This window comes from Noviherbaspirillum massiliense JC206 (assembly GCF_000312045.1).
GTDB lineage: Bacteria > Pseudomonadota > Gammaproteobacteria > Burkholderiales > Burkholderiaceae_D > Noviherbaspirillum > Noviherbaspirillum massiliense.
Genome location: NZ_HE978635.1, coordinates 293,104 through 319,322 on the forward strand (window position 1 = coordinate 293,104; position 26,219 = coordinate 319,322).

General features: G+C 61.1%; 32 protein-coding genes and 1 pseudogene. 23 read left to right on the top strand and 10 right to left on the bottom strand.

The genetic code is table 11. From position 1 onward, the window contains the following. Nucleotides 1-4 precede the first annotated feature (4 nt). From HGHM_RS16925 to HGHM_RS16970, 10 genes are all read left to right on the top strand, one after another. On the top strand, nt 5-481 hold the full coding sequence (locus HGHM_RS16925; protein WP_026076133.1) for an AAC(3)-I family aminoglycoside N-acetyltransferase: 477 nt from the start codon (nt 5-7) through the stop codon (nt 479-481). Between the two features lie 179 nt (nt 482-660). Continuing rightward, on the top strand, nt 661-1,143 hold the full coding sequence (locus tag HGHM_RS16930) for a hypothetical protein (protein ID WP_019142749.1): 483 nt from the start codon (nt 661-663) through the stop codon (nt 1,141-1,143). Nucleotides 1,144-1,212: 69 nt separating this feature from the next. Further along, nucleotides 1,213-1,584: a hypothetical protein gene (locus tag HGHM_RS16935; RefSeq protein WP_148415732.1), complete on the top strand. Its 372-nt coding sequence runs from the start codon at nt 1,213-1,215 to the stop codon at nt 1,582-1,584. A gap of 140 nt (nt 1,585-1,724) precedes the next feature. Continuing rightward, nucleotides 1,725-2,213, top strand: coding sequence for a hypothetical protein (locus HGHM_RS16940; protein WP_019142751.1), 489 nt, complete (start codon nt 1,725-1,727; stop codon nt 2,211-2,213). A 195-nt stretch (nt 2,214-2,408) separates the two neighbouring features. Next, the gene (locus tag HGHM_RS16945) at nt 2,409-2,789 is read left to right on the top strand and encodes a tautomerase family protein (RefSeq protein WP_019142752.1); all 381 of its coding nucleotides are present in this window, start codon (nt 2,409-2,411) and stop codon (nt 2,787-2,789) included. A 166-nt stretch (nt 2,790-2,955) separates the two neighbouring features. Beyond that, the gene (locus HGHM_RS16950) at nt 2,956-3,411 is read left to right on the top strand and encodes a hypothetical protein (RefSeq protein WP_148415734.1); all 456 of its coding nucleotides are present in this window, start codon (nt 2,956-2,958) and stop codon (nt 3,409-3,411) included. A 116-nt stretch (nt 3,412-3,527) separates the two neighbouring features. After that, a complete protein-coding gene (locus HGHM_RS16955) occupies nt 3,528-3,938 on the top strand; it encodes a DUF1801 domain-containing protein (protein WP_019142754.1) in 411 nt (136 codons plus the stop codon). A gap of 136 nt (nt 3,939-4,074) precedes the next feature. Beyond that, nucleotides 4,075-4,611 carry a contact-dependent growth inhibition system immunity protein gene (locus tag HGHM_RS16960; protein ID WP_161603791.1) on the top strand — a complete coding sequence of 179 codons (537 nt, stop codon included), beginning with the start codon at nt 4,075-4,077 and terminating at the stop codon, nt 4,609-4,611. 247 nt (nt 4,612-4,858) lie between these two features. Next, nucleotides 4,859-5,209 carry a hypothetical protein gene (locus HGHM_RS16965; protein ID WP_148415736.1) on the top strand — a complete coding sequence of 117 codons (351 nt, stop codon included), beginning with the start codon at nt 4,859-4,861 and terminating at the stop codon, nt 5,207-5,209. Between the two features lie 224 nt (nt 5,210-5,433). Then, the gene (locus tag HGHM_RS16970) at nt 5,434-5,961 is read left to right on the top strand and encodes a hypothetical protein (protein WP_019142757.1); all 528 of its coding nucleotides are present in this window, start codon (nt 5,434-5,436) and stop codon (nt 5,959-5,961) included. Nucleotides 5,962-6,049: 88 nt separating this feature from the next. Here the strand turns inward: HGHM_RS16970 and HGHM_RS16975 are convergent, their stop codons facing one another. After that, nucleotides 6,050-7,201 (bottom strand): patatin-like phospholipase family protein, encoded by a 1,152-nt coding sequence (locus tag HGHM_RS16975; RefSeq protein ID WP_019142758.1) that lies wholly within the window; start codon nt 7,199-7,201, stop codon nt 6,050-6,052. A gap of 691 nt (nt 7,202-7,892) precedes the next feature. On the opposite strand from HGHM_RS16975, the gene HGHM_RS16985 reads away from it, so the two are divergent. From HGHM_RS16985 to HGHM_RS17010, 5 genes are all read left to right on the top strand, one after another. After that, complete coding sequence (locus HGHM_RS16985; protein ID WP_034349215.1) at nt 7,893-9,758, top strand: M48 family metallopeptidase; 1,866 nt, start codon at nt 7,893-7,895, stop codon at nt 9,756-9,758. 190 nt (nt 9,759-9,948) lie between these two features. Next, nucleotides 9,949-10,722 carry an SDR family oxidoreductase gene (locus tag HGHM_RS16995; protein ID WP_019142760.1) on the top strand — a complete coding sequence of 258 codons (774 nt, stop codon included), beginning with the start codon at nt 9,949-9,951 and terminating at the stop codon, nt 10,720-10,722. Nucleotides 10,723-10,845: 123 nt separating this feature from the next. Beyond that, nucleotides 10,846-11,157, top strand: coding sequence for a hypothetical protein (locus HGHM_RS17000; protein WP_019142761.1), 312 nt, complete (start codon nt 10,846-10,848; stop codon nt 11,155-11,157). Further along, the gene (locus HGHM_RS17005; protein WP_019142762.1) at nt 11,158-11,598 is read left to right on the top strand and encodes an SRPBCC domain-containing protein; all 441 of its coding nucleotides are present in this window, start codon (nt 11,158-11,160) and stop codon (nt 11,596-11,598) included. A 78-nt stretch (nt 11,599-11,676) separates the two neighbouring features. Next, complete coding sequence (locus HGHM_RS17010; protein ID WP_019142763.1) at nt 11,677-12,174, top strand: VOC family protein; 498 nt, start codon at nt 11,677-11,679, stop codon at nt 12,172-12,174. A gap of 16 nt (nt 12,175-12,190) precedes the next feature. Here HGHM_RS17010 and HGHM_RS17015 read toward each other — a convergent pair whose 3' ends face one another. Both HGHM_RS17015 and HGHM_RS21705 read right to left on the bottom strand, forming a co-directional pair. Beyond that, complete coding sequence (locus HGHM_RS17015) at nt 12,191-12,538, bottom strand: antibiotic biosynthesis monooxygenase family protein (RefSeq protein ID WP_019142764.1); 348 nt, start codon at nt 12,536-12,538, stop codon at nt 12,191-12,193. Then, nucleotides 12,538-12,883 (bottom strand): annotated as a pseudogene (locus HGHM_RS21705) (NIPSNAP family protein). Before HGHM_RS21705 ends, HGHM_RS17015 begins: the two are co-directional and overlap by 1 nt. 81 nt (nt 12,884-12,964) lie before the next feature. On the opposite strand from HGHM_RS21705, the gene HGHM_RS17025 reads away from it, so the two are divergent. Then, complete coding sequence (locus tag HGHM_RS17025; protein WP_019142766.1) at nt 12,965-13,705, top strand: ArsR/SmtB family transcription factor; 741 nt, start codon at nt 12,965-12,967, stop codon at nt 13,703-13,705. Nucleotides 13,706-13,713: 8 nt separating this feature from the next. Here HGHM_RS17025 and HGHM_RS21710 read toward each other — a convergent pair whose 3' ends face one another. From HGHM_RS21710 to HGHM_RS17045, 4 genes are read right to left on the bottom strand one after another with little or no spacing between them, the layout of a single operon-like run. After that, entirely contained in the window at nt 13,714-14,721 is a 1,008-nt protein-coding gene (locus HGHM_RS21710; RefSeq protein ID WP_075111757.1) for a ribokinase, read from the bottom strand. Continuing rightward, nucleotides 14,718-15,989: a cytochrome P450 gene (locus tag HGHM_RS17035; RefSeq protein ID WP_019142768.1), complete on the bottom strand. Its 1,272-nt coding sequence runs from the start codon at nt 15,987-15,989 to the stop codon at nt 14,718-14,720. Before HGHM_RS17035 ends, HGHM_RS21710 begins: the two co-directional genes overlap by 4 nt. Nucleotides 15,990-16,006: 17 nt before the next feature. Then, a complete protein-coding gene (locus tag HGHM_RS17040) occupies nt 16,007-16,789 on the bottom strand; it encodes an SDR family NAD(P)-dependent oxidoreductase (RefSeq protein WP_019142769.1) in 783 nt (260 codons plus the stop codon). A 36-nt stretch (nt 16,790-16,825) separates the two neighbouring features. Next, entirely contained in the window at nt 16,826-17,176 is a 351-nt protein-coding gene (locus HGHM_RS17045; RefSeq protein WP_019142770.1) for a hypothetical protein, read from the bottom strand. 272 nt (nt 17,177-17,448) lie between these two features. Here HGHM_RS17045 and HGHM_RS17050 point away from each other — a divergent pair, with 272 nt between their 5' ends. Next, nucleotides 17,449-17,682 carry a hypothetical protein gene (locus HGHM_RS17050; RefSeq protein ID WP_148415738.1) on the top strand — a complete coding sequence of 78 codons (234 nt, stop codon included), beginning with the start codon at nt 17,449-17,451 and terminating at the stop codon, nt 17,680-17,682. Between the two features lie 33 nt (nt 17,683-17,715). Here HGHM_RS17050 and HGHM_RS17055 read toward each other — a convergent pair whose 3' ends face one another. Then, nucleotides 17,716-17,949 carry a hypothetical protein gene (locus HGHM_RS17055; RefSeq protein ID WP_019142772.1) on the bottom strand — a complete coding sequence of 78 codons (234 nt, stop codon included), beginning with the start codon at nt 17,947-17,949 and terminating at the stop codon, nt 17,716-17,718. Nucleotides 17,950-18,096: 147 nt separating this feature from the next. Between HGHM_RS17055 and HGHM_RS17060 the strand changes: the two genes are divergently transcribed. From HGHM_RS17060 to HGHM_RS17090, 6 genes are all read left to right on the top strand, one after another. After that, complete coding sequence (locus HGHM_RS17060) at nt 18,097-19,341, top strand: zinc-dependent alcohol dehydrogenase (RefSeq protein WP_026076135.1); 1,245 nt, start codon at nt 18,097-18,099, stop codon at nt 19,339-19,341. A gap of 506 nt (nt 19,342-19,847) precedes the next feature. Then, complete coding sequence (locus HGHM_RS17070; RefSeq protein ID WP_019142775.1) at nt 19,848-20,318, top strand: MarR family winged helix-turn-helix transcriptional regulator; 471 nt, start codon at nt 19,848-19,850, stop codon at nt 20,316-20,318. Beyond that, on the top strand, nt 20,315-22,366 hold the full coding sequence (locus HGHM_RS21715) for an FUSC family protein (protein WP_019142776.1): 2,052 nt from the start codon (nt 20,315-20,317) through the stop codon (nt 22,364-22,366). The genes HGHM_RS17070 and HGHM_RS21715 overlap by 4 nt, the downstream gene beginning before the upstream one ends. Then, complete coding sequence (locus HGHM_RS17080; protein ID WP_019142777.1) at nt 22,363-22,569, top strand: DUF1656 domain-containing protein; 207 nt, start codon at nt 22,363-22,365, stop codon at nt 22,567-22,569. The genes HGHM_RS21715 and HGHM_RS17080 overlap by 4 nt, the downstream gene beginning before the upstream one ends. A 7-nt stretch (nt 22,570-22,576) precedes the next feature. Beyond that, nucleotides 22,577-23,485: an efflux RND transporter periplasmic adaptor subunit gene (locus HGHM_RS17085; protein WP_019142778.1), complete on the top strand. Its 909-nt coding sequence runs from the start codon at nt 22,577-22,579 to the stop codon at nt 23,483-23,485. An 11-nt stretch (nt 23,486-23,496) separates the two neighbouring features. Beyond that, a complete protein-coding gene (locus HGHM_RS17090; protein WP_034349316.1) occupies nt 23,497-24,957 on the top strand; it encodes an efflux transporter outer membrane subunit in 1,461 nt (486 codons plus the stop codon). Here the strand turns inward: HGHM_RS17090 and HGHM_RS17095 are convergent. Next, a complete protein-coding gene (locus tag HGHM_RS17095) occupies nt 24,951-25,430 on the bottom strand; it encodes a methyltransferase family protein (protein WP_026076137.1) in 480 nt (159 codons plus the stop codon). The two genes, HGHM_RS17090 and HGHM_RS17095, sit on opposite strands and share 7 nt — an antisense overlap. Further along, nucleotides 25,427-26,176 (bottom strand): MBL fold metallo-hydrolase, encoded by a 750-nt coding sequence (locus tag HGHM_RS17100; protein WP_019142781.1) that lies wholly within the window; start codon nt 26,174-26,176, stop codon nt 25,427-25,429. Before HGHM_RS17100 ends, HGHM_RS17095 begins: the two co-directional genes overlap by 4 nt. Nucleotides 26,177-26,219: the final 43 nt, after the last annotated feature.

Below are 26,219 nucleotides of genomic sequence, written 5' to 3' on the forward strand. Positions count from 1 at the left end.
GTCCGTGTCTCTAAGAGTGCATCAGATCAAGCCAGATGAAGTCGCCCTAATGGAGGCGTTGTCATCGACCTTCGGCGACGCCTTTGCCGATGTGGAGACTTACACGGGCTATCGGCCACGTCCCGACTATCTGCGGCGGCTACTGGAAAGCGAGTATTTCATTGCGCTAGCTGCCTTGAAAAATGGCCAGGTCGTTGGCGGCCTTGCTGCATACGAGCTTAAAAAATTCGAGCAGGAGCGTAGCGAAATCTATATCTATGACCTGGCTGTCGCGAAACAGCACCGGCGCGAAGGAATTGCGACAGCGTTGATTGAAGGACTCAAGAAGATTGCGCAATCGCGCGGAGCCTATGTGATATTTGTGCAGGCGGATACTGCCGTTGAAGACGCGCCAGCCATTGCGCTGTACACCAAGCTGGGAGTACGCGAAGACGTCTTGCATTTTGATATTCCGGTCGGGCGAAAACATGACGTTCCATAGCTGATGACATTCAATGACGGGCACCAGTGTCGGAGAGCGCGTTCTGGCGAAAAGCACAGGCAACCTGATCGCCAAAGCTTGGGAAAAGCCGTAACATGCGCATTGGCGCATATGGCTTTGCCGCTGGTTGTCGTACACCGTGTATCAAGCTTTCAGCCACCCTTTCAATTCAATAAAAAATGAAAAAAGTCCTTCTTGCTGCAGTGCTTCTGGTTGCGTTCTTCGGACATGCAAAGATTTCTTTTTCCGAACCCAAGGTAATGGCATGGATCGCCAACCATTCGGCAAAAGCAATGTCCGGCGATCCTTCCGCTTGCGAAGACTATACGGCTGACATGGAAGTGACGCTTACAGCGGCAGGGGCCAGAGGCACATGGGAAGTCGAAGGCGGAAAAAAGGAAATGTGCGGTTACATGAGGCAGGCCGCAGCAGCGTTCACCGTGCTCCAGGCTCGCACCGAGACGCAATTCGACCAGGTGAAGATCACCCCTTCCGGTTTTCCATGGATGAGTGCGAAAGTGAATTACATCCAGCGCACCAGCGTGAATGGCAGCAACCTTCCGTCAGTTACCATCGAGAGCGAGGATACCCTGGTCCTGGTGCGCACGCTGTCCGGAATAAAAATCAAGGCCATCGAGTCGCACTCTACCGGAGGGATCTGATCCGCTGCCGCCACTGCAGTGCGCAGACGAGCTTCGGCATCAGGTGGCTGGAATAGCGTGAGGGTAACCATGAAATGGATCAGTCGCGTTAGCCGTCCCGTGATCTCAATCGCAGCCCTTGCAACGGTGCTGTTTGTCAGCTCGCTCAAGCCGGCCAGCGGCACTGCGTTTGCGGTCTTCTCCGCCTGGCTGATTGCACCCCACGTCGGCATGATTGCCGGATTATGGTGGTTACTGCGGAAGGGAACAGGGTCTGCTTCCTGGCACGTGATCGGAGTCATAGTGGCGGCCGGAGGGATTCTTTATCTTGCCGACATCGTTTTTGGGGAGCCCGATGCGCAGGGAGCTATCGCGGTATTGATGGCCCCTTTGCTTCAAGGCGCGGCATTGGCTACGATGGTTCCTGTCGCACCTTGGTTGCAGGAGCGCTTGCATACCTGAGGTGTTACTGAGTCAACCCGAGCCCACAGCAAAATGCTGCAGTTAGTAGTTACTGGGGGCCAGTTGGGCCGGAGTCCGGGCCCGCAGGCAGACAGCCAGTGGCACCATGATAGCGAGCATTTTTGATCGATGGAGGAAGCATGCCGTCGCGAGCGCTTCAGATTATTGCCTTGACGCTGACCGCCTTGGGTCTGGCGCCGGGCGCTGCCCATCTGATGGAAATGCCAGTCAAGCTTGCCTATCCGCCGGCCATGTATGCCAGCGTTACCAGCACGCTTTATGCCTGGTTTGGCCTGGTGGGCGGCCCGGTTCAGGTGGCTGCCGCGCTGTCGGTGGCGGTGCTGGCGCTTCAGGCACGGCGCCTTTCGGCGAGTCGTCTTGCGACCGCTTCCGCTGCCGCCCTGCTAGCCTCACTGCTTCTCTGGGGTTTGATTGTTGCTCCCGTCAATGCAGCGTGGGCGAACGCCGCCGGTTCTGACCCGGCCGAGTTCGCAGCAGCCTATGAGCAACTGAGACTGCGCTGGGAGTATGGTCACGCAGCGGCTTTCATCGCCTGGCTCGCCGGTTGGTTCGCGCTTGTGGCCGCGATTACGAGACCGCTGGACTCGGGGCGAAACACAGCGGCCTAAATTGGTCCAGCCGGTGTGAAAGATCCGCGCGTGCTGATCTTCGGCAGGAAAACTGGAATTTAATGACGTGCCGCCGGTGACGCACGAGAAACAGCTTGCTTCCCCGGGAACGCTAATAAAATCGGGGGAAGCTCCGCCGCTGCACGGCGAGTCGTCCCACCAGTCAGATGCTCTAATCGCGAAAGGAGAGAAAACATGCCATTGGTAACGATCACAGTGCAAAAACCCAAGACCCCGCAATTCAAAGACAGCGTTCTGTCGGCGGTACACGAGGCCCTCGTCGCGTCGGGCGTTCCGGAAACCGATCGTTTTCACAGAGTTCTCGAACTTGAACCGGAAGACTTTCGCTTCGACTTGAACTACCCAGACCTTACACGTCCACGAAACGATGACTTTGTGCTGATAGAGATTCTTCTCTCGGTGGGCCGAAGCGTGAAAGTCAAAAAGAAAATCGTTCAGGACATCATCAGCAAGCTCTCTTCCCAGGGCTTCGATGCGGAGCGGATCATGATTTGCTTCAAGGAGACGGCATGGGAGAATTGGTCCTTCGGCGGTGGCCGCTTCTTCTATATGTGAAGCGATGGGTGAGGCGACGAGAGGCACGTCCGGGACTTGGCTGCCTGTAGCGTGCAGGTCAATTGACTCTCTGGGAGGCATAAGGGATGCGAAAGGAATATGGCCAGGCGTTAAGAGCTTTGTTTGAACAGGCCATGTCGCAGCGCTGGCCGGGCTACGAAAAGTGGTGTCGCACTATATCTGGCCTGGAGAACGGGCCTTCCGCAAGCGGGTCGCCGACATGGCGGATCTCTGGATTGTATTATCGCCAAATCAGAAACTTGAGCAATTTTCTGTCGAGATAGGATGGTCGCGCCTGCAGCGTTTTCCCGAATTAAGCATGAGGCCGTCATCCATTGCGCCTCAAGACGCGTATGACCAGAATGAATACTTTTGCCGCCTGGGTGAAATGGTGCATGGACATGACTACTGGTGGACAATCGAAGAGTTTCGCCAGGCGCAGAGCATTGAAGAGCTTGGGGCGTCGCTGGAAAAACTTAGCGCATCTATGGTGCAGGAACGGTTGCAGCCAAGGGTGAAGGAAGCCATGGACGCTCTGGAGAAGCATGGCATCCCCTATCTCGAAATGGCTGTCCAGCGATTCAATGCCGGAAACGCGTCGCAGACGAAACGAACGATGTAATGACAGATGGAGATGCGCGCCGGCTGGCCCGATTTGCATGGCCAGCGATGCGTACACCAGACCGGCAGAACGACAAACTCTAGATTGAATGGGAGGAGAGCATGAAAAACGAAAGCATGAAAAATCCCGACGCGAGCCAAGGCGGATCGGCATCCGAGCTGATCTCGCAAAGAATCGCTGAACTCGGGGACTGGCGCGGCGACATCCTTGCCAGGATGCGCAAGCTCATCCGGGAAGCGGCCCCGGATGTTGTCGAGGAGTGGAAGTGGAACGTCCCGGTCTGGTCGCATGATGGCATCATCTGCACCGGAGAGACGTACAAGTCCGCTGTGAAGCTTACCTTTGCCAAGGGAGCTTCGTTGCAGGATCCCACCGGGCTCTTTAACTCTAGCCTCACCGGAAATGTACGACGGGCGATTGACATTCACGAGAATGAGAAGATCGATGAGGCTGCCTTCAAGTCGCTGATCAGGGCGGCGGTTACGGCCAACAGCGCCGCGGCCAAGGCGCGGAGTACGAAAAAGTAGCTGGCACCAACGGGATTGTGCGTCACCATGTCCCGTTCACTCGAGCGGCGCCGGTCGTAGTGAATTGCCGGTTCGAGGTGACGTTCGGACTATGCCGGACGCAGCGAGGCCGCCGATCAACCCATTGCCAGAAAACATGCTGAAAATTCTTCGCGAACGTTTTCAGAAAACTGTACCAACGAAGCATGCCATGGTGTATGCAGTTCCCGGCTTCGTCATGATTGTTGCAGCTTCGGGCAACTTGCGTCTGCGCTTTGACGCTGAAGCATTCCAGTGCACATTGCCGATGGCATCAGATCCGGAATTGTTGGGTGGTGCCGTCCGGGACGCATTGGCTGCCAGCCGTGCCATACCCATTGCGAAGCTGCAGGCATTTCTGGATGCCCCCGGCGATTTCGGGTACGAGGCTTGTGTCAAGGCTCTTTGGCGCCTCGTCGGCGGCAGGCCGAGGGCTGCTGTGCCGGAGAACACGGCGCGCTGCGATGTGCATACGGAAAATGGCGGCATCGTTTTTCTTCCTATGCAAAAACGTCATGGGAGTGTTTGGGCCAACCACGGCGAGATTGAACCGGTCATGGTCGATGCGCGCGGCGAGCTGGGACTGATCGGCGAGGCCCTGATCGACGCCTTGCGCCGCTGCATTCCCAATGTCATCGATGACGCTCAGCCATGAAGCATGCCAATGAACTTCGATGCGAATCGTGACGGCGATCTCAGCTCAGCGTGTCAGGGATTATGCCGAATGAGAGATGACGAACAGGCACTTGTCACGCACTTGTGCCGCCCCCTTGATGAGCCGTTCACAGGAGGTTTCCGCGCTAGCTGGCGTTATCGAACGCCAATCTGGCATTTATGTGAGTGCTATACTCCACCGGGCATTAACGCTAAACGCAATCAACAAAACATCTTCGGAGACAATCATGCGTTTACTTATCGCTACCCTTCTGACCATCATGGCCGTATCAACTGCGCACGCGGCAACGCAGCAGCAATGCGAAGCACTGAGCAAGCCGGTTGAGACCAAGATGACGGCGCTGTCGCAGATAGACGAACGCACGCCAACGCCATACACCTGCTCGCGCGTGAACGATCTCATCAAGATGTATGTGGACTATCAGGCGCAGGCGGACAAGCTCAACTGCCCGTTTGCCTATGAATCGGGCCAGAGGGTCGGTGGAGCTGCGGAGCGGGCCAGCCTGGTTAACGACATGAAAAAAGCCTATGCGGAGAAGTGCCGCCAGGCGACGCTGGCCGCAGGCGATAAACCGTGAGGCGCACGCTGACGCTGGTGGTGCCGGACCGCGAATAAAGACAAGCACCCATGGCACCTCCCGTCATCGGTATGCGGCGTAACGCTTCTACCGGATCAGTGAGAACTTCTTCAGGTGGACGGCGTCAAACAGGATGAATGTGCGCGGTATCGTCGCGCGCCGCAGCCGGAACACGAATATAGAACCGGCTGCGACCTAGCCTTGCTCTCCCTGTAAATCGATTCATGACGCCTGAAACGCTGCTGCTTGCCCTGCTGATTGCGCAAGGCGTGATCGGTGGAATGGACACCTTGCTCAATCATGAAATCATCGTGCGCCTGCCGCAGCGCATGGAGGCGCGCACGGAAATCGGCATTCATGTGCTGCGCGAGGCAGCTTACGGCTTGTTGTTCGGGACGCTTGCCTGGTTCGCATGGAATGGCACGTGGGCCGTCGTCATCGGCGTGTTGCTGCTTGCCGCAATCGTCATCGACGCTTGCGACGAATTCGTTGAGAACCGGACGCGGGTGCTGCCGCAGAACGAACGCCTGCTGCATTTTCTCCTGATCCTGAACCTAGGCTTTATCACCATCGTGCTTGTGCCCGTCCTGATGGATTGGGCGTCGAACCGGACCGGACTGGTGCCGGCCGGTCATGGAATCCTGTCATGGATACTGTCTGCGCTTGCCCTGGCGGCGATCGGGTGGTCGATACGGGATCTGCTTGCCTGGCGGGCATTGTCCCGAAAGCAAAGCGGCAAAAGAACAGCCTGAGGGCTGCGACAACTACATAAAGACTGTTGCAGGCGGAACGCCGGGCGGCGCTGGGTGCAAAACCTCCGTTTGCTGATGAAGTCGCCGTTCAGTGTTGGTAAGGAAATGCCTGAGCCGCAGGCAGCCCACGGTCATGCCATGCACGAAGGGCGACATCGCATATCGCATATCCCCAGTTGATCAGCCGCTCCTGCAGCTCGGGCGATAGCGCGGCAAGGCGCGTCGGGATCTCGGCAAGTTCGGTGGTTTGCTCGAGCGGGCAGGGGAGGGCGGATTCGACCGGGTACTTGGCCATCTCCGAACGGATTCCCCAGTAGGCGACCTTCCGTATTCCCGCATCGTTGGCGGCGAACAGCTGGCGCTTGCGCAGGGAGCGGACCTGGTTGTCGACCAGGTCCAGGATGCGCTTCGTATGCTGGACCCAGTCCAGCTGTGGCGCTTCCTCGCTCGGCATCTTGCGCCCGGCATCGCTGACGAGGATGGTCTTGCAGCGTTTCCAGACCGTTTCCAGCCCGAGGTTGTCATACACGCCGCCGTCACTCAACACTACCCTGGTCGTATACGGCGGATGATGCAATGGCTCGCCTTCGCTCGGCGCGAAGCTGCCTTCATCGAGATTCAGAACGGCCGGGGACAGGAAGGGCGGGAAGGCCGAGGATGCGGCCACGACTTCCGCCAGCGGCAGGGCAGGGCGCAGCACTTGCCCGACCTGGTAATCGCGCATGTACGGCTTCGAAAAGCGCCACAGGGAGCCGGACTGGACATTGATGGCATTGATGATGATGCGCGGCGGGTCGTCCGGGAAGTCCTGCAGGGTGGCGTCGCCAAAGAGATGCTCCGCGAGAGTCCGGGCGACATAATCGCTGACGGGCCCGGGCAGCAGCACGCCCTTGGCCACCGACCAGGTATCGACGGTGACATTGGCCAGCCTGCGCAGGGGCGTGACGATTTCATCCACGAAGACTTGCTCGGTAGTGCCGGCACCGGCGATGTTCCGCCACTTGACTCCCAGCAGGCCGCCAGTGATCGCGCCGCCGGACACGCAGGAAATCCGGTCCAGCTTCGGCAGCAATCCCAGCTGATGGAGGCGCCATAGCGCGCCGGCATGGAACAGCATGGCGCGGTACCCGCCGCCCGACAGGCACAAGCCCAGCGTATCCTGCGCCGGCTCGCTTTTTCGCCTTTCCTCGTCTGACACGAGGGGATTCAATGCTTCCGATACTGCGGACGAGTTTTCCATGGAATGCTCCGCTTCAGTCAGCCTGCGTTGAAGAGCTGCTTGTCAGGCATAGTAATTTCATCATTTGGCTCTTGAGTCTTAATGGGCATCAAAAAAGGTCGAAATAGCGAAGCAATCGCCTAAGCAGTAGGCCCCAATCCCCGAATGCCGATGCCGCTGTTCAACGACGATGCGGGCCGGTGGGGCTTGTCATCTGCAGGTGCAGCTTCCCTCCCCGGCCAGACCTGCCAGCGGCCCGCCGGCATGCTGTTCCGGAAAAAGGCGCGCCTGCGCCATGACCGAAGCCGCGCCAAGTCTTCATGATTCGCGGTTCCGGGAAAGCAGGGCGACGGACCGCAGACCTGCTACGGGTGATAGGTTCGTTCCCTGGGGGGCGCACGCCTGGCCCGACCGCTGCATCGGAAGCCGCCCAAGTGTGGCTTGCAGGTGACATTCGGGCATTCGGCATGCCTTGTCCGGTCATGCTTCTTGCAAAAATGACCAGGGGCGCGCTTACAATCCACAGTCATCGCCGGTACTCGCCGTTCGATCAGGTGGTATTTGTCGCCGCGGTCTTGGCGCTCTCGTTTTGGACGCCTGGGAGCGAGGGGCAAACGCCATTCCCTGGCTTGCGCTTGAGAGAGGCGCGAGCAAACCGGTCAATTCAAACTGGCTCTCGTTCAAGAAAGGCCAGACCAGCAGGGAGATCGACATGGAAGCGAAAGCCTTTGACCAACTCGTGGCACGGCTTGAACTGTTTGCCCAACGTGCTCCAGTGGCCTATAAAATCCGGGTCGGCCTGCTGGCCGCGCTCGGTTATGGCTACGTCTTTGGCGTGCTGGCCGTCCTTGTCGCGATCCTCGTTCTGCTTGGCTGGTTTGCAAGCGGCGGCAAGCATCTCTTCCCGGTCATCAAGATCGCGATCCCATTGCTGATGCTGACGTGGGTGATCCTGCGGGCATTGTGGGTGCGGCTGGAGGAGCCGGAGGGGCGTGCGCTCACGCCCCAGGAGGCGCCGGAACTGTTCGCCGTGATCGATGATATGCGCCGCCGCTTGCGCGGTCCCCGCGTTCATGGCGTCCTGCTCACCGATGAGTACAATGCCGCCGTGGTGCAAACGCCCAGATTGGGAATGTTTGGCTGGCAGAAAAACCACCTGATCCTTGGCCTGCCGCTGATGCAAGCCTTGTCGCCTGAGCAGTTTCTTGCCGTGCTCGCCCATGAGTATGGTCACCTGGCCGGAGCCCATAGCCGGTTTGCATCCTGGATCTACCGGATTCGCAAATCCTGGCACCAGCTGATGGATGCCCTGGACAGGCAGGGAAGCTCGAATTTTCTCTTCAAAAAATTCTTTGACTGGTATTCGCCGTTTTTCGCCGCCTATTCCTTCGTGCTGGCACGTGCAAATGAATATCAGGCTGATCAGGTATCCCGGGAACTGGTGGGTTCGCGCCACGCAGCTGACGCGCTGATCAACTCCTCCATCAAAAGCGTGCTGCTGCGCGAGCAGTTCTGGCCGAAGGTGTACGAGCATGCCGAGCATGAAGCGGCGCCGAGCTTCGCGCCATTTGAAAAGCTGGCTGGCAGTCTGACCCAGCCGGTTGCGCCGGAAGAGGCTGAGGAGTGGCTGCAGGCTGCTCTTGCTTGCAAGACCGGCAGCGACGATACTCATCCAAGCCTCAGCGACCGGCTGCGCGCGCTTGGCGAGGCGCCGCGTGTACCGGAAGCAATTGGCGAAAGCGCTGCCCAGCGCTACCTGGCGCAATCGCTCAGCCGTCTCACCAGCGAGCTGGATCAGGGCTGGCGCGAGCGCGTTGCCGATTCATGGCGCGAACGCTTCGAGCATGTGCAGCAAGGAAAGACCGAACTTGCGCAGCTCCAGGAGAAATCCACCCAGGGGACGCTGGAACTGCAGCAACTATGGGATCTTGCTTACTGGACCGAAGAAATCCATGGCGGCGAAGCTGCATTGCCGCGCTACCAGGAAGTCCTTAGCCGTGCACCGGATTCGCCGGCCACGCAATTCGCCGTAGGCCGGTTGTTGCTGACGCAGGGAGAGGAAGCCGGCATCGCCCATCTGGAAAAGGCAATGGAGCTCGATCCTGCGCGCGCGGTAGCAGCCAATGAATGGATCGGCGATTTCCTGTGGCAGCGCGGGCGCGAAGATGAAGCGCGTACCTGTTTCACGCGCGCGGCGGCGGCCCGCCAACTTGCAGCGGAGGCGGCACAGGAACGGGCATCGCTTACCACGGCTGACAAGTTCATGCACCATGAACTCGATGAGGACACGCTTGCAACGCTGCGCGAACAACTGGCGCTCCAGCCGCGAATCGCAAAAGCCTGGCTGGCCCGAAAAGTGCTCACGCATAATCCCGATGAAGAGCCGGTATTCGGCCTTGCGGTACAGACCAGGTTTTGGCACCTGTCAGGCAGAAAATACGTGAGCAAGCTTTGCCAGGAATTGTCTGGCATAGGGCATACGTATATCGTTGTGGTCAATGCGTTCGACGACGACGCCTATCGCGCCATTGGAAAGAGCATCAAGAAGGTGAAGGGTACCTTGATCTACCGCCGATAATCGCATCATCGCCAAGCCTGCCGACTCAAGACGCCACAAGTGCCGTCGCTTCGTATGGGGAGCGACATTGATACTGGGCCGGAATGCAGGAAACCGTTTCAGGAAGCAAGCGGCAGAATCGGCCAGAACAGTGGCCGGCTGCCGCCAGTCGTGACGATAAATGTGCGCATATAGGGAGGCATGGAGAATCTTGGACAGCATTTTCATCACGGGGGCAGGTGCCGGCATCGGATTGGCAACCGCACGCCTGTTTGCCGCCAAGGGCTGGTTCGTCGGGGCGGCTGACCGCGATGCTTCGGCTTTGGAATCCTTGCGCCAGGAAATCGGCTCCGGAAATTGCAGCGTGCATGTCGTCGATGTCACGGATGAAGGAGCGATGCAGCAGGCCCTCGCCGATTTCGCGAGCCATAGTGGCGGAAAGCTGCGCGTATTGCACAACAACGCCGGCATCCTCAAGGTCGGCAAGTTCGAGGAAATCGGCGTGGCCGAACACAGGCGGATCGTCGAAGTCAATGTGATCGGCTTGCTGAACGTGCTGCATGCCGCTTTTCCCTACTTGCGCGCCACTCCCGGTGCGCAGGTTATCAACATGAGTTCCGCATCGGCGATCTACGGCATACCCGACTTCGCATCGTACTCGGCGAGCAAGCATGCGGTGCGTGCCCTGACCGAAGCGCTCGACATCGAATGGGAGTGCCATGGTATCCGCGTATGCGACCTGATGCCGCCCTTCGTCAATACCGGCATGGTGAAGGTGAATGAAGGCGAATCAAGGCTTTTCACGAATCTGGGAATCAAGCTTGTGGCGGAGGAGGTGGCGCACGAGGTATGGAGCCTCGTCCACCGGCCGCAGTTGCACCGGCCTGTAACATTCCAGTTCCGCGCGCTATGGCCACTGGTGCGCGTTGCGCCTGCCGGGCTTACGCGACGCATCATGCGGTATCTGTGGACAAGCGAAGCCTGAGCCGGACTGCCGGCATTGCCGGATTTGCAGAAGCGAGCAGGCGGCCTCTTTTCACTGGGCCAATAGCTGTTGAAATCCGAAGTTAGCCATGCGACATCACCCAGGAGCGAAAGCTACATATATATGAATCTCATACTCGACGAAGACAAGTTTGACGAACACCAGGCGATCCTTGCGGGGGAACTGATCGAACAGATCAAGCGCCACCTGGAAGAGGCTGGCCTGGAAGGGGACAAGCTGAAAGAGCTGACCGGACGCATTGCCTTCAGCGTTGCATGCGTGATCGACGGTGCATCTCCCATCGAATGGGAAGGCACGGAAGTGCATCCCTACCTGACCTTCCGAAGCGGTGATGATGAAATCATGCATTGGAACGACAGCTCGTCCATCCATGAATACGTGTTCGGTACCCTTGACGACATATTCGGTGAATAAATGCTCGAAATAAGGACAGAAATCGAGATCAACGCTTCGGCCGGGCGCGTCTGGTCGGTGCTGACCGACTTTGCCGGGCATCCGGCATGGAATCCTTTCGTTCGCCGCATCGAGGGCATGCCGAAGGCAGGTGAACGGCTCACAGTCTGGATTCAACCGCCCGGCGGCAAGGGCATGCGCTTCCGCCCGATCGTGCTGGAGGCGACCTCTGAACAGGAGTTGCGCTGGCTGGGGCGCGTGCTGCTGCCAGGCATGTTCGACGGGGAGCACTACTTCCGCATTGTTCCGGTCGGCGAGGACAAGGTACGCTTCATCCATGGCGAGCGATTTTCAGGTGTGTTGGTGGGCTTGCTGAAGTCGAGCCTGGAGACCGGGACCAGGGCGGGGTTCGAGGCGATGAACCGGGCGCTCAAGGCGAGGGCGGAGGCAGGTCAGGGATAAGTAGCCTGTCGGTTCTTAGCGGGGATGAGGTCGTCGTTTTGTTGTCTTTAGATCTGGGAAACGATCAGGAGAGAAGCCATGCAAAGCCTTCAGAAGATCACGCCCTGCCTGTGGTTCGATCATCAGGCCGAAGAGGCGGCACGTTTTTATACCGGCATCTTCAAAAATTCCCGAATTACCAATATTGCGCGCTACGGGGAGGCGGGCAAGGACGTTCACGGCATGAGCGCGGGTACCGTCATGACTGTTGCGTTCGAGCTCAACGGCCAGCCCTTCACTGCGCTCAATGGCGGTCCGATATTCAAGTTCAATGAAGCGGTCTCCCTGCAGGTGTATTGCGATAACCAGGACGAAGTCGATCATTACTGGGACAGGCTTTCCGCAGGCGGCGATGAAACGGCGCAGCGTTGCGGCTGGCTCAAGGACAGGTACGGCCTCTCATGGCAGGTGATTCCCAAGGCCTTGCCCGAACTGCTCAGTGGTCCCGATGCGGAACAGTCGCGCAAAGTCATGGAAGCGATGCTGCGGATGAAGAAGATCGACATCGACGAGCTGAGGCGGGCCAAGGCCGGCTAGGATATCCGGCCCTGCGTCATTCCCGATGGACGCGGCGCGAATCGTCCGGCGCTTCCGCGCGCTCATGCATGCCATAGTCCCGCATCACTTGCGCCACCCGCAGGCGATAATCGGAAAATACTCTTTCCCGGCCCAGCTGCTGAACATGGCGATGGGCTTCGAGGTTGCGCCAGCGCCGCACTGCATCTTCATCCCGCCAGAAGGAGAGCGACAGCAGCTTTCCGGGCTGCGACAGGCTCTCGAACCGTTCGATGGAGATGAATCCGTCGATGCGTTCCAGTTCCGGCCTGAGCATGGTTGCCGCATCGAGGTATGCCTGTTTCTGGCCGGAGCCGGGCAGCGCTTCGAAAATGACTGCGATCATCAGTGTGCTCCTTGCAAGGACGGGGCGGCGTGAAAAGTGCCATCCACAATTTCGGTAAAAGTCCGCTCTTCGCGCAATATCAATTTCTTCTCCTGTGCCATTTCGAAATTCGCACACCCGTCCGGGTCGGATTTCAACCTCGCCCGATACTGCTCGTAGGAGGCGAGGCTGTCGAACGCGATCAGCCCCCCAGGCTACATTGTTCGTGCCTTCATGCGGCAGGAAATAGCCGATCAGCCTGCCTCCGCAGCGCGGGATGATACGCCCCCAGTTTTCCGCATATTTCTTGAACGCATCGCGTTGAAAAGGGTCGATTTCGTAACGGATAAAGCAGGTGAGCATCATGTCTGTTTCGTCGTGGTCGATAAGCCAATGCGACAACGATAGCTGCTTGAGCCGCATGAATGGTTCGGCTAAGATCGAACCATGAAAGATGGCCCCAACATAGTCGGTATTGCCGCGTTGATCGGCGACCATGCGCGTGCGGAAGCCCTGACCGCGCTCATGAGCGGCCGGGCGCTCACGGCTACCGAGCTTGCCGATGCCGCGGGCGTGACCAAGCAGACGATGAGTGCGCATCTCGCGAAAATGCTGGACGCAGGATTGATCGCCGTGGAATCGCAGGGACGGCATCGCTACTTCCGCCTGGCCGATGAAGAAATCGCTCATCTTCTCGAATCCCTGATGGGTGTTGCCTACATGACGGGCGCGGTCCGGCTGCGCTCCAGTCCGCGCGAACCGGCCCTGAGAAAGGCCAGGGTGTGTTATGACCATCTCGCCGGCGAAACCGGGGTGAGAATTTACGCCAGCCTGTTGAAGAACAAGGCCCTGATGCTGGGCGACGTTGGTCTCGAAGTCACTGCCTTCGGAGAGCGGCTGTTTGCGCAGATCGGCATCGATGCCAGCCAGCTTTCGAGGCAGCGGCGCTTCTTTTGCCGGAGCTGTCTCGACTGGAGCGAGCGCCGCCATCATCTTGCCGGCAGCCTCGGCGCAGCCTTGTTTGCGCGCATGATCGAGCTCGGATGGGCCCGGCGCGCGAAGGATTCGCGGGTCGTCACCTTTACCACGACGGGCGAGCGGGCACTGCAGGCGTTCCTCTCCGCGAAGGATGAAATCATCCCAAGAAGTCTGGTTGCCGGCGGCGGCACGCTCTTGCCGGCAGACTGAATGACTCCCTAGCAAGGCGGCACCGCAGCGCCTCCGGAAGGGATTTCAAGAAGCTGCAACGCTCTGTCGTTACCGCACGATGCATCCTCCGCCAGCAAGGCCGTGATATCTTCCCGCCGCGGCAGTCCTGCGACCGCACCAAGCCGCGTCGTTGCCCATGCCGCTGCCGCATTCGCCCATGCCCCGGCGCTGTGTGGAGCTTGCCCCTCCAGCAGGGCGACGGCGAAGGCGGCGGAAAAGGCATCTCCGGCTCCGGTCGTGTCCCTGGCCTCGACAGGAATCGCCGCAAATGCATGCGCTTCGTCCTGCGCGACTACGATATTGCCGCCGTCGGGGCTCTGCAGCGTCACCAGGCGGGGTCCGCGCTCGAGCAGCTTTCCTGCTGCAGCCATTGCAGAACGGGCATCGGTGATCGCCATGCCGCTGATGGTTTGCGCACCGCTTGCGTCGGCACGGAGGACGGCGATCAGCTGCATCACCCGTTCCGGCAGTGGCGCCGCAGGATCGGCATCCAGCATGGTGACGAGGCGCTGCGCGTGGGCAATGCGGAATGCATGTTCCACGGCAGCCTGCGGCACTTCAAGCTGGGCGAGCACCCAGCCGGCCGAGGCGATCAGGCCGGCGGCGCGATCCACGTCGGCGGGTCGCAGGCACTGGTTGGCGCCCGGCGTGGCCATGCGCGTGGTCTTGCCGTCTGCGCCGATCATGACGAGGGTGGTGCCGGTGCTTGCCTCGCTCGTGCGGCGGACATGGCGGATGTCTACGCCTTCCGCGTTCAGCCGCTCCAGGATGTCTTCGCTGCGCCTGTCGCTGCCCGTCATTGCCACCAGCGCTACCCTCGCGCCCAGCCGCGCTGCGGCAATCGCCTGGTTCACTCCCTTCCCGCCGGGCGCGCATTCGAATAGCCGAGCCAGCGCGGAAGCGCCGGTGTCGGGAAGCTTCTCGCCTTGCATGCAGAAATCGGTGGCGGCGCCGCCGATCACGACCATGTCCGGGCGGCCGCGTCTTGATCTCATGCCGCAGGCCGCGCGACGGGCTCGATGCGGCGCACATTGGAAATGACGAAGCGGCTTGCCGGGATGGCAGGCATGCGCGACAGGTCGATCTGCAAATCCTGCTGCGGCACGTCATATCGCATTTCCGACACCAGCATGCGCACAGCCTCCCTCGTCAGCGCGATCGTGATTCGTTCGCCCGGACAGCGGTGGCCCTGCAGGTAATCGCCGCCGCCCTGCGGAATGAAGTTGAAAGGGCTTTGGTCCCAATGCCGGAAGCGCTCCGGCCGGAAGGTTTCCGGCTCGTCCCATATGCGCGCGTCATGGTTCGTGCCATACATGTCGAGAAATACCCAGTCACCTTCCGAAAAGCGGTGGGCGCGCCATTCGAAGGGAACGAGGACATGTCCGGCGATCAGGGGAAAGAAGGGATAGAAACGCCGCACTTCCTGCACAAAGCATTCGGCATAGCCATCCTCGCCAGCGGCAAGCCGCGCGCGGCAATCGGGATAGGCATGCAATGCGAGCGCGGCGAAGGTGATGAAACGGGCAACGGCCACAGTCGGCCGCAGGACATTGATGAGTTCCACCGCCGCCGTTCTTGCGTCGAGCAGCTTGCCATCCGTGTCGCCGTGCAAGGCAATCGCATGGGCCATGCTGCCTTCCGGGATGGCATGGCGGGAGCTGCGTGCCGTCGTGATCAGGCCGCGCGCCCATTGTTCGGTACGCATGCGCAGTGCCTGGCCTTTCCAGTTCCTGGGGCCGATCGCGCCGGAGCCGTCGATCATGGCAGAGAATTCCTCGGCCCTCTGCCGCGCCTCGGGATCGGCAAGCGGAATGCCGGCCCATTCGCAGACCGCGCGGCACAGGATCTCTTCGACTTCGGAATGCAGCACCACTTGCGGCTGCCGTTCCCACTTCGCCAGTTGCGCGCGCCAGTGGCGGATCATGGCTTGTGCAAGCCCGTCGACGGCTGGGGACTCCAGCAGGGGCATGAACATCTGCTTGCGCCGCTGATGCGCCGCTCCATCGAGCGTCTGCACGCTGCCCAGGTCTTGCAGCAGCATCAGGGTGGTCGGCGGGATTGCGCCCCTGCGGGTGAAGCGGCCCGGGTGAAAGAACATGCGCGCCGCATCTTCGCCCATGGTGCACACGGCCCTGCGCAGCATCAGGCGGGTTTCGAAGATGTCGGACTGAAAGCGCGCACAGCGTTTCGAGATGAAGGTGTAGCCATCCGACAGCAGCGCCAGTGTGCTGTCGAAGCTGTCATCGCGCGGAATGGCTGGCATCGGGATGGAATAGCGGATTACGCCCCCTGGCCCTGGAACAGCATCAATGCGCCATCGATCACGATGGTCGTGCCGTGAATGTAGCGCGCGTGCTCGGAAGCCAGGAACACCGCGGCATGCGCGATTTCCTCCGGCATCCCGGCGCGCTTCATCGGGATCGATTGCGCCTTCTTGTCACGCACTGCCGCGTCGTCGACTGCCTTCTGGTTCATTGGCGTCAGAATCATGCCGGGCGCGATATTGTTCACATTGATGTTCTTGTCGGCAAGTTCGAGCGCAAGCGTGGTGGTCAGGTTGCGCAAACCGCCCTTGGAACTGTCATAACCGGCGGCCCCCGCATTCGGAATTTCCTGATGCACGCTGGTGATGTTGATGATGCAGCCGTGGCGGTCGCTGCCCTCCAGGCCGCGAATGAATTCGCGGCAGCAGTAGAAGGGGCCATACAGGTTGGTGCGGATAACGTTGTCCCATTCCTCGTCGGTCATGTCCTTCACATGCTTGCCGATGGAATTGATGCCGGCATTGTTGACCAGGATGGTAGGCATGCCGGGGCCACTCCCCAGGTCGCGAAAGAGTTGCGCCACTGCCTGCGAGTCGCGCTGGTCGAGCTGGAACACCGCTGCCTTCCTGCCGGCGGCTTCGATTTCGCGCGCGGTATGTTCGGCGCCGGCGCGGTCGCGGAAATAAGTGATGGCCACGTCCGCGCCTTCGCGGGCGAAGGCGATCGCAGTGGCTTGCCCGATGCCGGAATCGGCGCCGGTCACGAGCGCAATTTCGCCCTTGAGTCTTTGCAGGTTCATGGAAAGCTCCAGACGGAAAATCGGCGCGGCAGCCGGTCAGTGATGCAGGCGCCGCTCCAGCACCGACATCAGGCCTTTGCGGTTCTTGTGTTCGGCTTCATAGGCCCGGATTTTTTCGATGTCCCTGCGCGACAGGGAATCGAGTTCGGCCCGGATCTGCGGAATGGTCAGATGCTGGTAATCCGCGATGGGCAGTTTGCGGTCGGGCGACCTGCCCGCGCGGTCCTTCTGCTTTTCTACCCGGGTTTCTCCGTATTGCGCGCGCTGCTTGTTGACGATGCGGGCTGCTACTTCATCTTCGCGACCCTTGTAGCGGCCTTCCTGCTTGAACCTGCGTTCCAACTGCTTGTATTCATGTTCGCGTTTCTGGCTGGCTCCTGCTGGCATGACATTCTCCTTGGGGGTAACCCGACTGCTTTTGCACAAACCGTGCCTCCCGGTCCTCGTGCCACCCGAAGCGCTGGCGTGAATGATGCTTGTGATGCTTGGTATGACTTGCCGCAGCGGCGATGCACGCAGGCGGCATTTGTGGGAACACACGGAGCAAGCCCTTGGCGCAGCGGCTCGAAGCAGGACGCTCGTCCGTGTAATTCCGCCATACCCCCGGACAAATCTACAAATCGCACAGGGGCCGCAGACGAATGGACACGCCCGACCGAATGGAGAAAATGACAGTGACGGAACATCAGCCGCCGGAGCAGGACCCGGTACGATCGCCGCCGGAGGTGCCGACGATTCCCAGGCCGGAGCCCGAAATCGAGCCGACGCACCGGCCCGGCCCGGAAATTCCGGCATTGCCACCCGATCCCGCAAGTCCGGATACGCCGCAGGGGCCGGAAATCATTCCCGATCCTGCGCCACCGGAATATCCGGTGCCGGGGCAGGGAAGCTGAGCGCGAGCGACAGGGGCAATCGCCGACAGCTGTTCAGGCTTGCTTGGTCAGCGGTCGGAATTCCGGGTTTTCGCCGATGCTCCCAAGTTCCGCCAGCTGATCGGAGGCGGCCTGGGCCAGGGTTTCCCCGATCATTTCGGGCGGCACGGTCGGCAGCTTGTCGCTGAGTTCCTTGACCGGCATCAGCCGGTGCCGTTCCGGATCCCACTGGTCATACACTTGCGCGATCTGTTTCCAGATCGCACCCTGGCTGCTGGTCATCGTCATACGCGCTCCTTGCGGCTCACTCTTTCATGAAGGATTTGTCCGCTGCATGGCCGATTAATTCCCCTCTGGCCTGCAGGCAATCGGCCGCCATCGGCACCTTCCTTGCATGGCTCGTCCATTTTCCATCGCACGGCAATGGAGGGATTCATGAAGGCAGTGGTTTATCACAGCGTGGGCGACATCCGGCTGGAAGACGTGCCGGAACCGAAGATCGAACAGCCGACGGATGCGATCGTGCGGCTGACGGCGAGCGCCATTTGCGGCACCGACCTGCATTTCGTGCGCGGCACCTTTGCCGGGATGCAGGAAGGCACCATCCTTGGCCATGAAGGCATCGGCATCGTGGAACAGGTCGGGGGCGGGGTGCGCAATATCGTGGCCGGCGACCGGGTGGTGATCCCCTCCACTATCGCCTGCGGCATTTGCTCGTACTGCCGGGAAGGCTATTACGCGCAGTGCGACAATGCCAATCCGAACGGCTCTTCCGCCGGCACCGCCTTCTATGGCGGTCCGAAGGCGACGGGTCCCTTTCACGGATTGCAGGCGGAAAAGGCGCGCATTCCGTTTGCCAATGTCAATCTGATCAAGCTGCCGGACGAGATCAACGATGAACAGGCGATCCTGCTGTCGGACATTTTCCCGACCGGCTACTTCGGCGCCGACCTGGCCGACATTCATCCAGGTCATACCGTTGCCGTGTTCGGCTGTGGTCCGGTCGGCCAATTCGCCATTGCCTCTGCCAAGCTGATGGTTGCGGGAAGGATTTTTGCGATTGACCGCATACCGGATCGGCTCGACATGGCACGCCAGCAGGGCGCGGAAGTGATCAATTTCGAGGAAGAAGATCCGATCCAGGCAATCAAGAATATGACGGGCGGCATAGGTGTCGATCGTGCCATCGATGCCGTCGGCGTCGATGCGGAATGCCCGCAGCATGGACCGGCCGCGGCGGCTGCCCGGCAAAAGCAGCAGGCGTTTCAGCAGGAAGTGCAGCAAGTCGCGCCCGAGCAGCATCCGCAAGGTGCCAACTGGCATCCGGGGCAGGCGCCGTCGCAAGCCCAGCAATGGGCCATCAAAGCCCTGGCCAAGGCGGGCACGCTCGCCATCATCGGTGTTTATCCACCCAGCGATACGTTTTTCCCGATCGGCATGGCGATGAACAAGAATCTCACCATCAAGATGGGAAACTGCAACCACCGCAAATACATTCCGCGCCTGATCGAACTGGTCCAGACCGGCGGCTTCGACCCGACCCGGCTGGTGACGCAGGTGGAACCGATGGATTCGGTGATCGATGCCTACAAGGCATTCGACTTGCGGCGTCCCGGCTGGCTGAAGGTGGAAATTCTCCCAAGCGGCAAGGCCCAGGCAGGCGGACATAGTGGTCCGTAAACCGATCGGGGTCACAGCCCCGCTGCTTGTACGGCGGAAGCGCATGAAAAAGCCCGGTCGGACGGACCGGGCCCGCAGGACTTTTGCCCGATGAGGAACTGCCGGTTGCGGAAAGCGACAACCTCAGGTTACCCAAGTGAATGAGCGTCCGTAGAAGCTTTCGTGGTCAAGATCAATGATGCCGGGGATCAGTTGACTAGATCACTTCGGTAACCCGCCAAAGAACTCGGCCCTGCACTTCATGCTAGTTCGGCCAGCCGGAGTATCCAAGTGGAATCGTCCGCCAGAGGCGATTTTTTATTGCAATCGACGAGCCGAGCCGATAGCAGGAGCTGGTGCCGCCGAATGCACGGGCCGGCAATCGCAGCGGCATCGGCTGCTTGCCTTTTTTTCAGCTTTCCCGCTTCTTCCGAGTCTGGATGGTGTTTCCGGGGCAGCATGCGGGTTCACTTCGATTTACTTTTCATGGTAATATTTCACATGCAAACTAAATTGCCGCTAGCCGCATGCAGAACCTCGACCACGCGCTGATGAACATCACCATGACGCTTGGCCACGTGTCGCGCGCCTACAAATCGGCTGCCGACAGGATGGTGGCCGATTTCGGACTGTCGCAGGCCAGTGCATGGCCTGTCCTCATGATCGGGCGGCTGGGTGACGGCGTGCGGCCTGGCACGGTTGCGGATGCCCTGGGACTGGAGCCTTCGTCGGTCGTGCGCGTGCTCGACCAGCTGGTCGATGCCGGGCTTGTGGAGCGGCGCGAAGATGCCAATGACCGTCGCGCCAAGACGCTGCACCTCACAGCCGAAGGACGGCGCTGCGCCGCACGGCTGGAAAAGGCGCTGATTCCCTTTCGCCGCAACCTGTTCGCAGGCGTCGCGCGGGATGACATAGAAGCATGCATGCGCGTGCTGCAGGCCCTCGATGCCTCGATCCGCCAGTTGCAGGATTCGTCTGCCGGACAGAAAGCATCGTGAAGCTGCCTACTGCCGCGGAAATCCTGTTTTCCCTGAAATGTTTTGCGGCGTCCATGCTGGCGCTGTATCTCGCCCTGCGCATCGGTTTGCCGCGTCCGTTCTGGTCGATGACGACAGCCTATGTGGTTGCCAGTCCTTTGGCAGGCGCGGTGCGCTCCAAAGCCATATTCCGGATGAGCGGCACGATTCTCGGCTCGATCGGCACCATATTGCTGGTCCCGGGCCTGGCCAATTCCCCGGAGCTGCTGACACTGGCAATGGCATGCTGGGTCGGTCTTTGCCTTTATATTTCGCTGCTCGACCGCACGCCGCGTTCCTATGTGTTCATGCTGGCCGGGTATACCGCAGCGCTGATCGGCTTTCCGGCAGTATCGGAGCCGGCGACGATCTTCGATGTCGGCCTGGCACGGGTCGAGGAAATCATCCTTGGGATCACTTGTGCAACGGTGGTTCACAGTCTCGTGCTGCCGCAGAGCCTGGGCCCGGTGCTGCTGGCGCGGCTGGACCGTGCCATCGGTGATGCCAGGCGCTGGGTACGGGATGCGCTGCATCTCGAATCGGCAGCCCAGGGTTCGCGCGACCGGCGCGCGCTGGCCGGCGACATTACCGAATTGCGGCTGATGGCTACCCATCTTCCGTTTGATACTTCGCACCTGCGCTGGACGGCGAATGCCATCCATGCATTGCAGGACCGGCTGGCGATGATGGTGCCGATCATTTCGGCCGTGGAAGACCGGTTGCGCACCTTGCACCGGCTGGACGGCGCGTCGCTGTCGCCTCGCTGGCAGCAGTTGCTCGGCGAAATCACGGAATGGAGCCAGGGTGGCGAAGGCGTTACGGCCGAGCGGGCGATGCAACTGCGGGCGGTAATTGCAGACATCACCCCGCGCATCGGCAGCGAGGCGTCCTGGAGCGACGTGCTGAAGGTCAATCTGGCGGCGCGCCTGCGTGCGCTGGTGGACGTGGGCGAAGACTGCCGGACCTTGCGCAATCACATCGATGCGGGATTGCACGGCGCGCATCCGCCCGAGCTGCGTCGGCTGTCAGCCTTGTCGCCGCGCGTGCTGCATCGCGATCATGGCATGGCCATCCTGTCTGCATCGGCGGCGGTGCTGGCGATCATCGCGTGCTCCGCTTTCTGGATCCTGACCGCATGGCCGGCCGGATCCGCTGCGGCCATGATGACGGCCGTCTTTTGCTGCTTCTTCGCGACGCAGGACGACCCGGTGCCCGGCATCAAGCTGTTCCTGAATTACACGGTGCTGTCGATTCCGATTTCCGCGATCTACCTGCTGGTGGTATTGCCGGCAGTGCACAGCTTCGAGATGCTGGTACTGGCTACTGCGCCGGTTTTTCTGGCGCTCGGCATTTTCGTCGCGCGGCCTGCCACCATGGGATCCGCCATGGCAGTGGTAATGGGCGTGGCCGGCATGCTGAGCCTGCAGGACACCAACACCCTGGACATGGTGTCGTTCATCAATAGCATGCTCGGCCAGATTGCCGGGATGCTGATAGCAGTGCTGATCAACCGGCTGTTCCGTTCGGTCAGCGCAGAATGGACTGCGCGCCGCCTGCTGCGGGCAGGATGGGCGGAACTGGCGGCCCTCGCCAAGGCTGCGCGCGCGCCATCGGTCTCCGAGGTATCGGCGCGCATGATGGACCGGATCGCACTGCTCACCCCGCGGCTGGCAATGGCCGGGCCGCAGCAGGATCTGAGCGCGGTCGATGCACTGAGCGACTTGCGGGCCGGCTTGAACATGGCGCAGCTGCGTCGCATCGAAGCGCGCTTCGAGCTGGAGGGCGTGAGCCTGCGGCCCCTGATGGATATGCTATCCGACCATTTCAGCCTGCGCCATGGTGAGCCCAACCAGCCCGCATCGGCGCTGCTCGAGCGGCTCGATGCAAGCCTGCGCGCGGTATGCACATCCCGGCCAGGGGCGGAACAGCAGGAATCAGTGGCTGCGCTGGTCGGTATCCGTCGTGACCTGTTCCCCGACGCGCCCGCCTACCGGGCGCTGGTACATGAAGAAGAAAAGGAGGGCCGATGATCGGCGAAATCAGCCTTTACGGCGTTTATGTTCCCCGGCTGCTGGTGGTGACGCTGCTGGCGCTTGCCTGCAATCGTCTCCTCAGCGCCACCTTTGCGCGCTTCGGCCTGTATCGTCTGGTCTGGCACCCGGCGCTGTTCGACTTCGCGCTGTTTGTCATTCTCCTCGGCGGCTTCGTATTCCTAACTCCCGGTTTGTTTTGATATGGTCATGAAAGTCTCATTTCCCGCTCTCGGCAGGATTGCCTTCACCTTGTCGGCCGTTGCCATCGCGCTTGCGGTTGGCTGGCAGCTTTGGCAGCGTTATGAAGTCGAGCCCTGGACGCGCGACGGCCGCGTCCGGGCCAACGTCGTGCAGATCGCGCCCGACGTCACCGGTCAGGTGACGGCGGTCTACGTGCACGACAACCAGCCGGTCCGCGCTGGCGAGCCCCTGTTCGAGATCGACCGCGCGCGCTTCGAACTGGCGCTGCGCCAGGCCGAGGCCTCCGAGCAGGCGCAGCGCACTGCGCTGGCGCAGGCCACCAAGGAAGCGCGCCGCAACACCGAACTGGGCAAACTGGTTGCGCAGGAAGTGCGCGAGCAGGGCCAGTCGCGGGTGGAACAGGCGCGCGCCGCGCTGGCCCAGGCCATCGTCAACCGCGACCTTGCCCGTCTCAATCTCGAACGCACACGGGTGGTCTCCAGCGTCAACGGTTATGTCACCAACCTCGACCTGCAGGCCGGCGCTTATGTGACCGCGGGCCATCCGGTGCTGGCGCTGGTCGACCGCGGCTCCTTCTATGTCGAAGGCTATTTCGAGGAAACCAAGCTGCCGCATATTCATGTAGGTGATCCGGCATCGGTATCCCTGATGGGCGAGCGGCAGCCGCTGGCCGGCCATGTGGACAGCTTCGCGGAAGGCATCACCGACCGCGACCGCAGCACCGGCACCAACCTCCTGCCCAACGTCAATCCCACCTTTAACTGGGTACGGCTGGCGCAGCGCATTCCCGTGCGCATTGCGCTCGACCGCGTGCCGGACTCGGTGCGCCTGGTCGCAGGCCGGACTGCCACCGTCGAGATCCACGCTCCCGATACGCATGCCGCCTTGCATCAGACTTCCGCTTCCGCATCATGATGTTCCGTGAAATGACCCTGCGCAGGGCGAGTGCGCTCGCCCTGGTGTCTGCCCTGAGCGCGATGCTCCTTGCCTGTACCACGGTCGGTCCCGACTACCGGGTTCCGCCACAGGCCGTCGTCAACCGCAGCAGCGCTTCCGCCGCCCTCGCCGGTTCGGAAGAGTCTGCATTTCGTACCGAGCCGCTGCCGTCGCAATGGTGGCGGCTGTACCGCGATGACAAGCTGGACCGGCTGATCGAAAAGGCGTTTGCCGCCAATACCGATTTGCGCGCGGCCTCCGCCAACCTGGCGCGCGCCCGCGCCGTGCTGGGCGAGACGGAAACGGCGCGCCGCCCGACGGTCGGCGTTAGCGCCGCGCCTGCATTTGGCCGCGCCTCGGCGGCTGCCAAGGGATTGCCGGAACCCTTGCCGGACATGTGGACCCACGACGCCGGCATCAGTGCGTCTTACCAGGTCGACTTGTTCGGAAAGATCAGGCGGGCGGTCGAAGCCGCCGGTGCCGATGTGCAGGCGGCGCAGGCGGCGTACGACCTGGTGCGCATTACGGTGGCAGCGGATACGGCACGCGCCTACGCCGACATGTGCTCCGCCGGGCAACAGATCAAGGTGGCGCAGCACTCGGTCGACCTGCAGCAGCAATTCCTGGAAATGAATGAACAGCGCGTGCATGCCGGACGCGGCACGGTGCTCGATCTCAGCCGCGCGCGCAGCCAGCTCGAGCAACTGCGCGCGGCAGTGCCGCCGCTGCAGGCGCAGCGCCGCAGCGCACTGTACCGGCTGGCGGTGCTGACCGGGGAAGTGCCGGGGACTTTGCCTGCCGACATCGAGCAATGCACGGTGCCGCCGAAGCTTGCCGACCCCATTCCGGTCGGTGACGGCGCCGCGTTGCTGCGCCGCCGTCCCGACATCCGCCAGGCCGAGCGCGCTCTGGCCAGCGCCACCGCCCGTATCGGCGTGGCCACTGCCGATCTTTATCCCAGCATCAACCTCGGGCTTTCCGCCGGCAGCACCGGCATGCTGAGCCAGTTCGGTGATGCGAACGCTTTCCGCTGGAGTTTCGGTCCGCTGATTTCATGGACATTGCCGGCCACCGGCACGGCGCGCAGCCGCATCGCCCAGGCCGAGGCCGGCAGCGATGCGGCCCTGGCGCACTTCGATGGCGCGGTACTGAACGCCTTGCGCGAAACCGAAAGCGCGCTTGCCGTGTACGCGCGCGAGCTCGACCGTAATGCCTCGCTCAAGGAAGCCCGCGACCAGAGCGCGCTTGCAGCCAGCCAGGCCCGCACCTTGTATCGCTACGGCCGTACCGATTTCCTGACCACGCTGGACGCCGACCGCACGCTGGCGAGCGCCGAAATCGCATTGAGCGTATCGGATGCGCAGCTGGCCACTGACCAGGTAGCCTTGTTCCTGGCGCTGGGCGGCGGATGGGAACAGGATGCGAATGGCAGCGCGGCCGGCGGTCAGTAAAGCCCGGGAATCAGTTTGCGCACACGCGACTTGTAAGCCGCATATTCCGGATATTGTTCCTGCAGCCAGCGTTCTTCCCTGCGCGCCTTCAGGTCGAAAAACACGAAGAGCAGCACGGTCAGCACCATGCGCAGCGGATTCGCCGTTGCGAACGCGAATCCGCACGCAGCCAGCAGGACGCCGAGATAGCTCGGATGCCGTACCACGCGATACGGGCCGCTGGTAACGAGGCGACCTTCCGGAACAGGGCGGGGAAAGGGTGTCAGCGAATGCCCCAGCTTCGCGGCGCTCCACGCCAGCAGCGCCATTCCCGCAACAAGCAGCACCCCGCCGAAGAAGCGATACAGGCTGGACTCCGCCCAGTAAGGGCCGGACTGCGGCGCCAGCACGATCAGTAGCAGCAGCACTGCCTGCGCCACCACCCACATCTCGCCGCGTCGTCCCGTGACGCCTTCCTTTCCCCTGTTTTTCATCCTTGCGGACTGCACGTCATCTGTACGCAGTACTTGCGCAAATCGTCCGGTACCTCGGACGGACATACGCCGCACTGGCGATTGCCGGGCACGGCGTAATCGATGAATGTCGGGTACGGCAGCTTCAGGTTCGCCATGATGGCCTTGAATTCCTCCAGCGTGCGTTCCTTGCCGAGGCGCGGATTGCGCGATTTTTCCTGTCCGATGCACGACACCCGCCTGCCCTGATAGTCATGCGCCGGGTATACCAGGCACTCATCCGGCAGCTTGAAAAGTTTTTCCGTCACGCTCTTGTACAAGGTTTCCGCATCGCCATTCTGGAAATCAGTGCGGCCGCAGCCGTCGATGAGAAGGGCGTCGCCCGTGAATACGCGGTCGCCGAGCAGGTAGGCGAAATGCCCATCGGTGTGGCCCGGCGTGTGCAGGGGTTGCAGGACGATCGAGCCAACCTGAAACGGCTTGCCTTCTTCGATGCCGACATCGGTGCAGGGCAGGCGGTCCCAGGCCGGCGCAGCGATCCTGCTGCCGGTCGCTTTTTTCAATTCGAGCGCGGCCGTGATGTGGTCGGCATGAATGTGGGTATCAATGCTGTAAGCCAATGTAAGACCGAGACTGCGGACTTCCGCGAGGTCGCGCTCCATCGACGAAATCACCGGATCGATCAGGACTGCCTGCCCGGTGTGCTCGCAACCCAGCAAATAGGTATAGGTGCTCGACACGGGTTCGAATAGCTGGCGGAAAATCATGATGGTCCCCCATATTTGGTTCACCAGAGAAGAGCAGCCTGCG

Bases quoted from the DNA above. Each gene is read 5' to 3' on its own strand.
- HGHM_RS17000 (WP_019142761.1), top strand. From the start codon at position 10,846: ATGAATCTCATACTCGACGAAGACAAGTTTGACGAACACCAGGCGATC.
- HGHM_RS16930 (WP_019142749.1), top strand. From the start codon at position 661: ATGAAAAAAGTCCTTCTTGCTGCAGTGCTTCTGGTTGCGTTCTTCGGA.
- HGHM_RS17070 (WP_019142775.1), top strand. From the start codon at position 19,848: ATGCAGAACCTCGACCACGCGCTGATGAACATCACCATGACGCTTGGC.
- HGHM_RS17045 (WP_019142770.1), bottom strand. From the start codon at position 17,176: ATGCCAGCAGGAGCCAGCCAGAAACGCGAACATGAATACAAGCAGTTG.
- HGHM_RS17025 (WP_019142766.1), top strand. From the start codon at position 12,965: ATGAAAGATGGCCCCAACATAGTCGGTATTGCCGCGTTGATCGGCGAC.
- HGHM_RS17015 (WP_019142764.1), bottom strand. From the start codon at position 12,538: ATGATCGCAGTCATTTTCGAAGCGCTGCCCGGCTCCGGCCAGAAACAG.
- HGHM_RS17100 (WP_019142781.1), bottom strand. From the start codon at position 26,176: ATGATTTTCCGCCAGCTATTCGAACCCGTGTCGAGCACCTATACCTAT.
- HGHM_RS16985 (WP_034349215.1), top strand. From the start codon at position 7,893: ATGGAAGCGAAAGCCTTTGACCAACTCGTGGCACGGCTTGAACTGTTT.
- HGHM_RS17090 (WP_034349316.1), top strand. From the start codon at position 23,497: ATGACCCTGCGCAGGGCGAGTGCGCTCGCCCTGGTGTCTGCCCTGAGC.
- HGHM_RS17055 (WP_019142772.1), bottom strand. From the start codon at position 17,949: ATGACGATGACCAGCAGCCAGGGTGCGATCTGGAAACAGATCGCGCAA.
- HGHM_RS17080 (WP_019142777.1), top strand. From the start codon at position 22,363: ATGATCGGCGAAATCAGCCTTTACGGCGTTTATGTTCCCCGGCTGCTG.
- HGHM_RS16960 (WP_161603791.1), top strand. From the start codon at position 4,075: ATGCTGAAAATTCTTCGCGAACGTTTTCAGAAAACTGTACCAACGAAG.
- HGHM_RS21710 (WP_075111757.1), bottom strand. From the start codon at position 14,721: ATGAGATCAAGACGCGGCCGCCCGGACATGGTCGTGATCGGCGGCGCC.
- HGHM_RS17050 (WP_148415738.1), top strand. From the start codon at position 17,449: ATGGAGAAAATGACAGTGACGGAACATCAGCCGCCGGAGCAGGACCCG.
- HGHM_RS17085 (WP_019142778.1), top strand. From the start codon at position 22,577: ATGAAAGTCTCATTTCCCGCTCTCGGCAGGATTGCCTTCACCTTGTCG.
- HGHM_RS17005 (WP_019142762.1), top strand. From the start codon at position 11,158: ATGCTCGAAATAAGGACAGAAATCGAGATCAACGCTTCGGCCGGGCGC.
- HGHM_RS17095 (WP_026076137.1), bottom strand. From the start codon at position 25,430: ATGAAAAACAGGGGAAAGGAAGGCGTCACGGGACGACGCGGCGAGATG.
- HGHM_RS17040 (WP_019142769.1), bottom strand. From the start codon at position 16,789: ATGAACCTGCAAAGACTCAAGGGCGAAATTGCGCTCGTGACCGGCGCC.
- HGHM_RS17060 (WP_026076135.1), top strand. From the start codon at position 18,097: ATGAAGGCAGTGGTTTATCACAGCGTGGGCGACATCCGGCTGGAAGAC.
- HGHM_RS16935 (WP_148415732.1), top strand. From the start codon at position 1,213: ATGAAATGGATCAGTCGCGTTAGCCGTCCCGTGATCTCAATCGCAGCC.
- HGHM_RS16965 (WP_148415736.1), top strand. From the start codon at position 4,859: ATGCGTTTACTTATCGCTACCCTTCTGACCATCATGGCCGTATCAACT.
- HGHM_RS17035 (WP_019142768.1), bottom strand. From the start codon at position 15,989: ATGCCAGCCATTCCGCGCGATGACAGCTTCGACAGCACACTGGCGCTG.
- HGHM_RS16975 (WP_019142758.1), bottom strand. From the start codon at position 7,201: ATGGAAAACTCGTCCGCAGTATCGGAAGCATTGAATCCCCTCGTGTCA.
- HGHM_RS16970 (WP_019142757.1), top strand. From the start codon at position 5,434: ATGACGCCTGAAACGCTGCTGCTTGCCCTGCTGATTGCGCAAGGCGTG.
- HGHM_RS16955 (WP_019142754.1), top strand. From the start codon at position 3,528: ATGAAAAATCCCGACGCGAGCCAAGGCGGATCGGCATCCGAGCTGATC.
- HGHM_RS16940 (WP_019142751.1), top strand. From the start codon at position 1,725: ATGCCGTCGCGAGCGCTTCAGATTATTGCCTTGACGCTGACCGCCTTG.
- HGHM_RS17010 (WP_019142763.1), top strand. From the start codon at position 11,677: ATGCAAAGCCTTCAGAAGATCACGCCCTGCCTGTGGTTCGATCATCAG.
- HGHM_RS16945 (WP_019142752.1), top strand. From the start codon at position 2,409: ATGCCATTGGTAACGATCACAGTGCAAAAACCCAAGACCCCGCAATTC.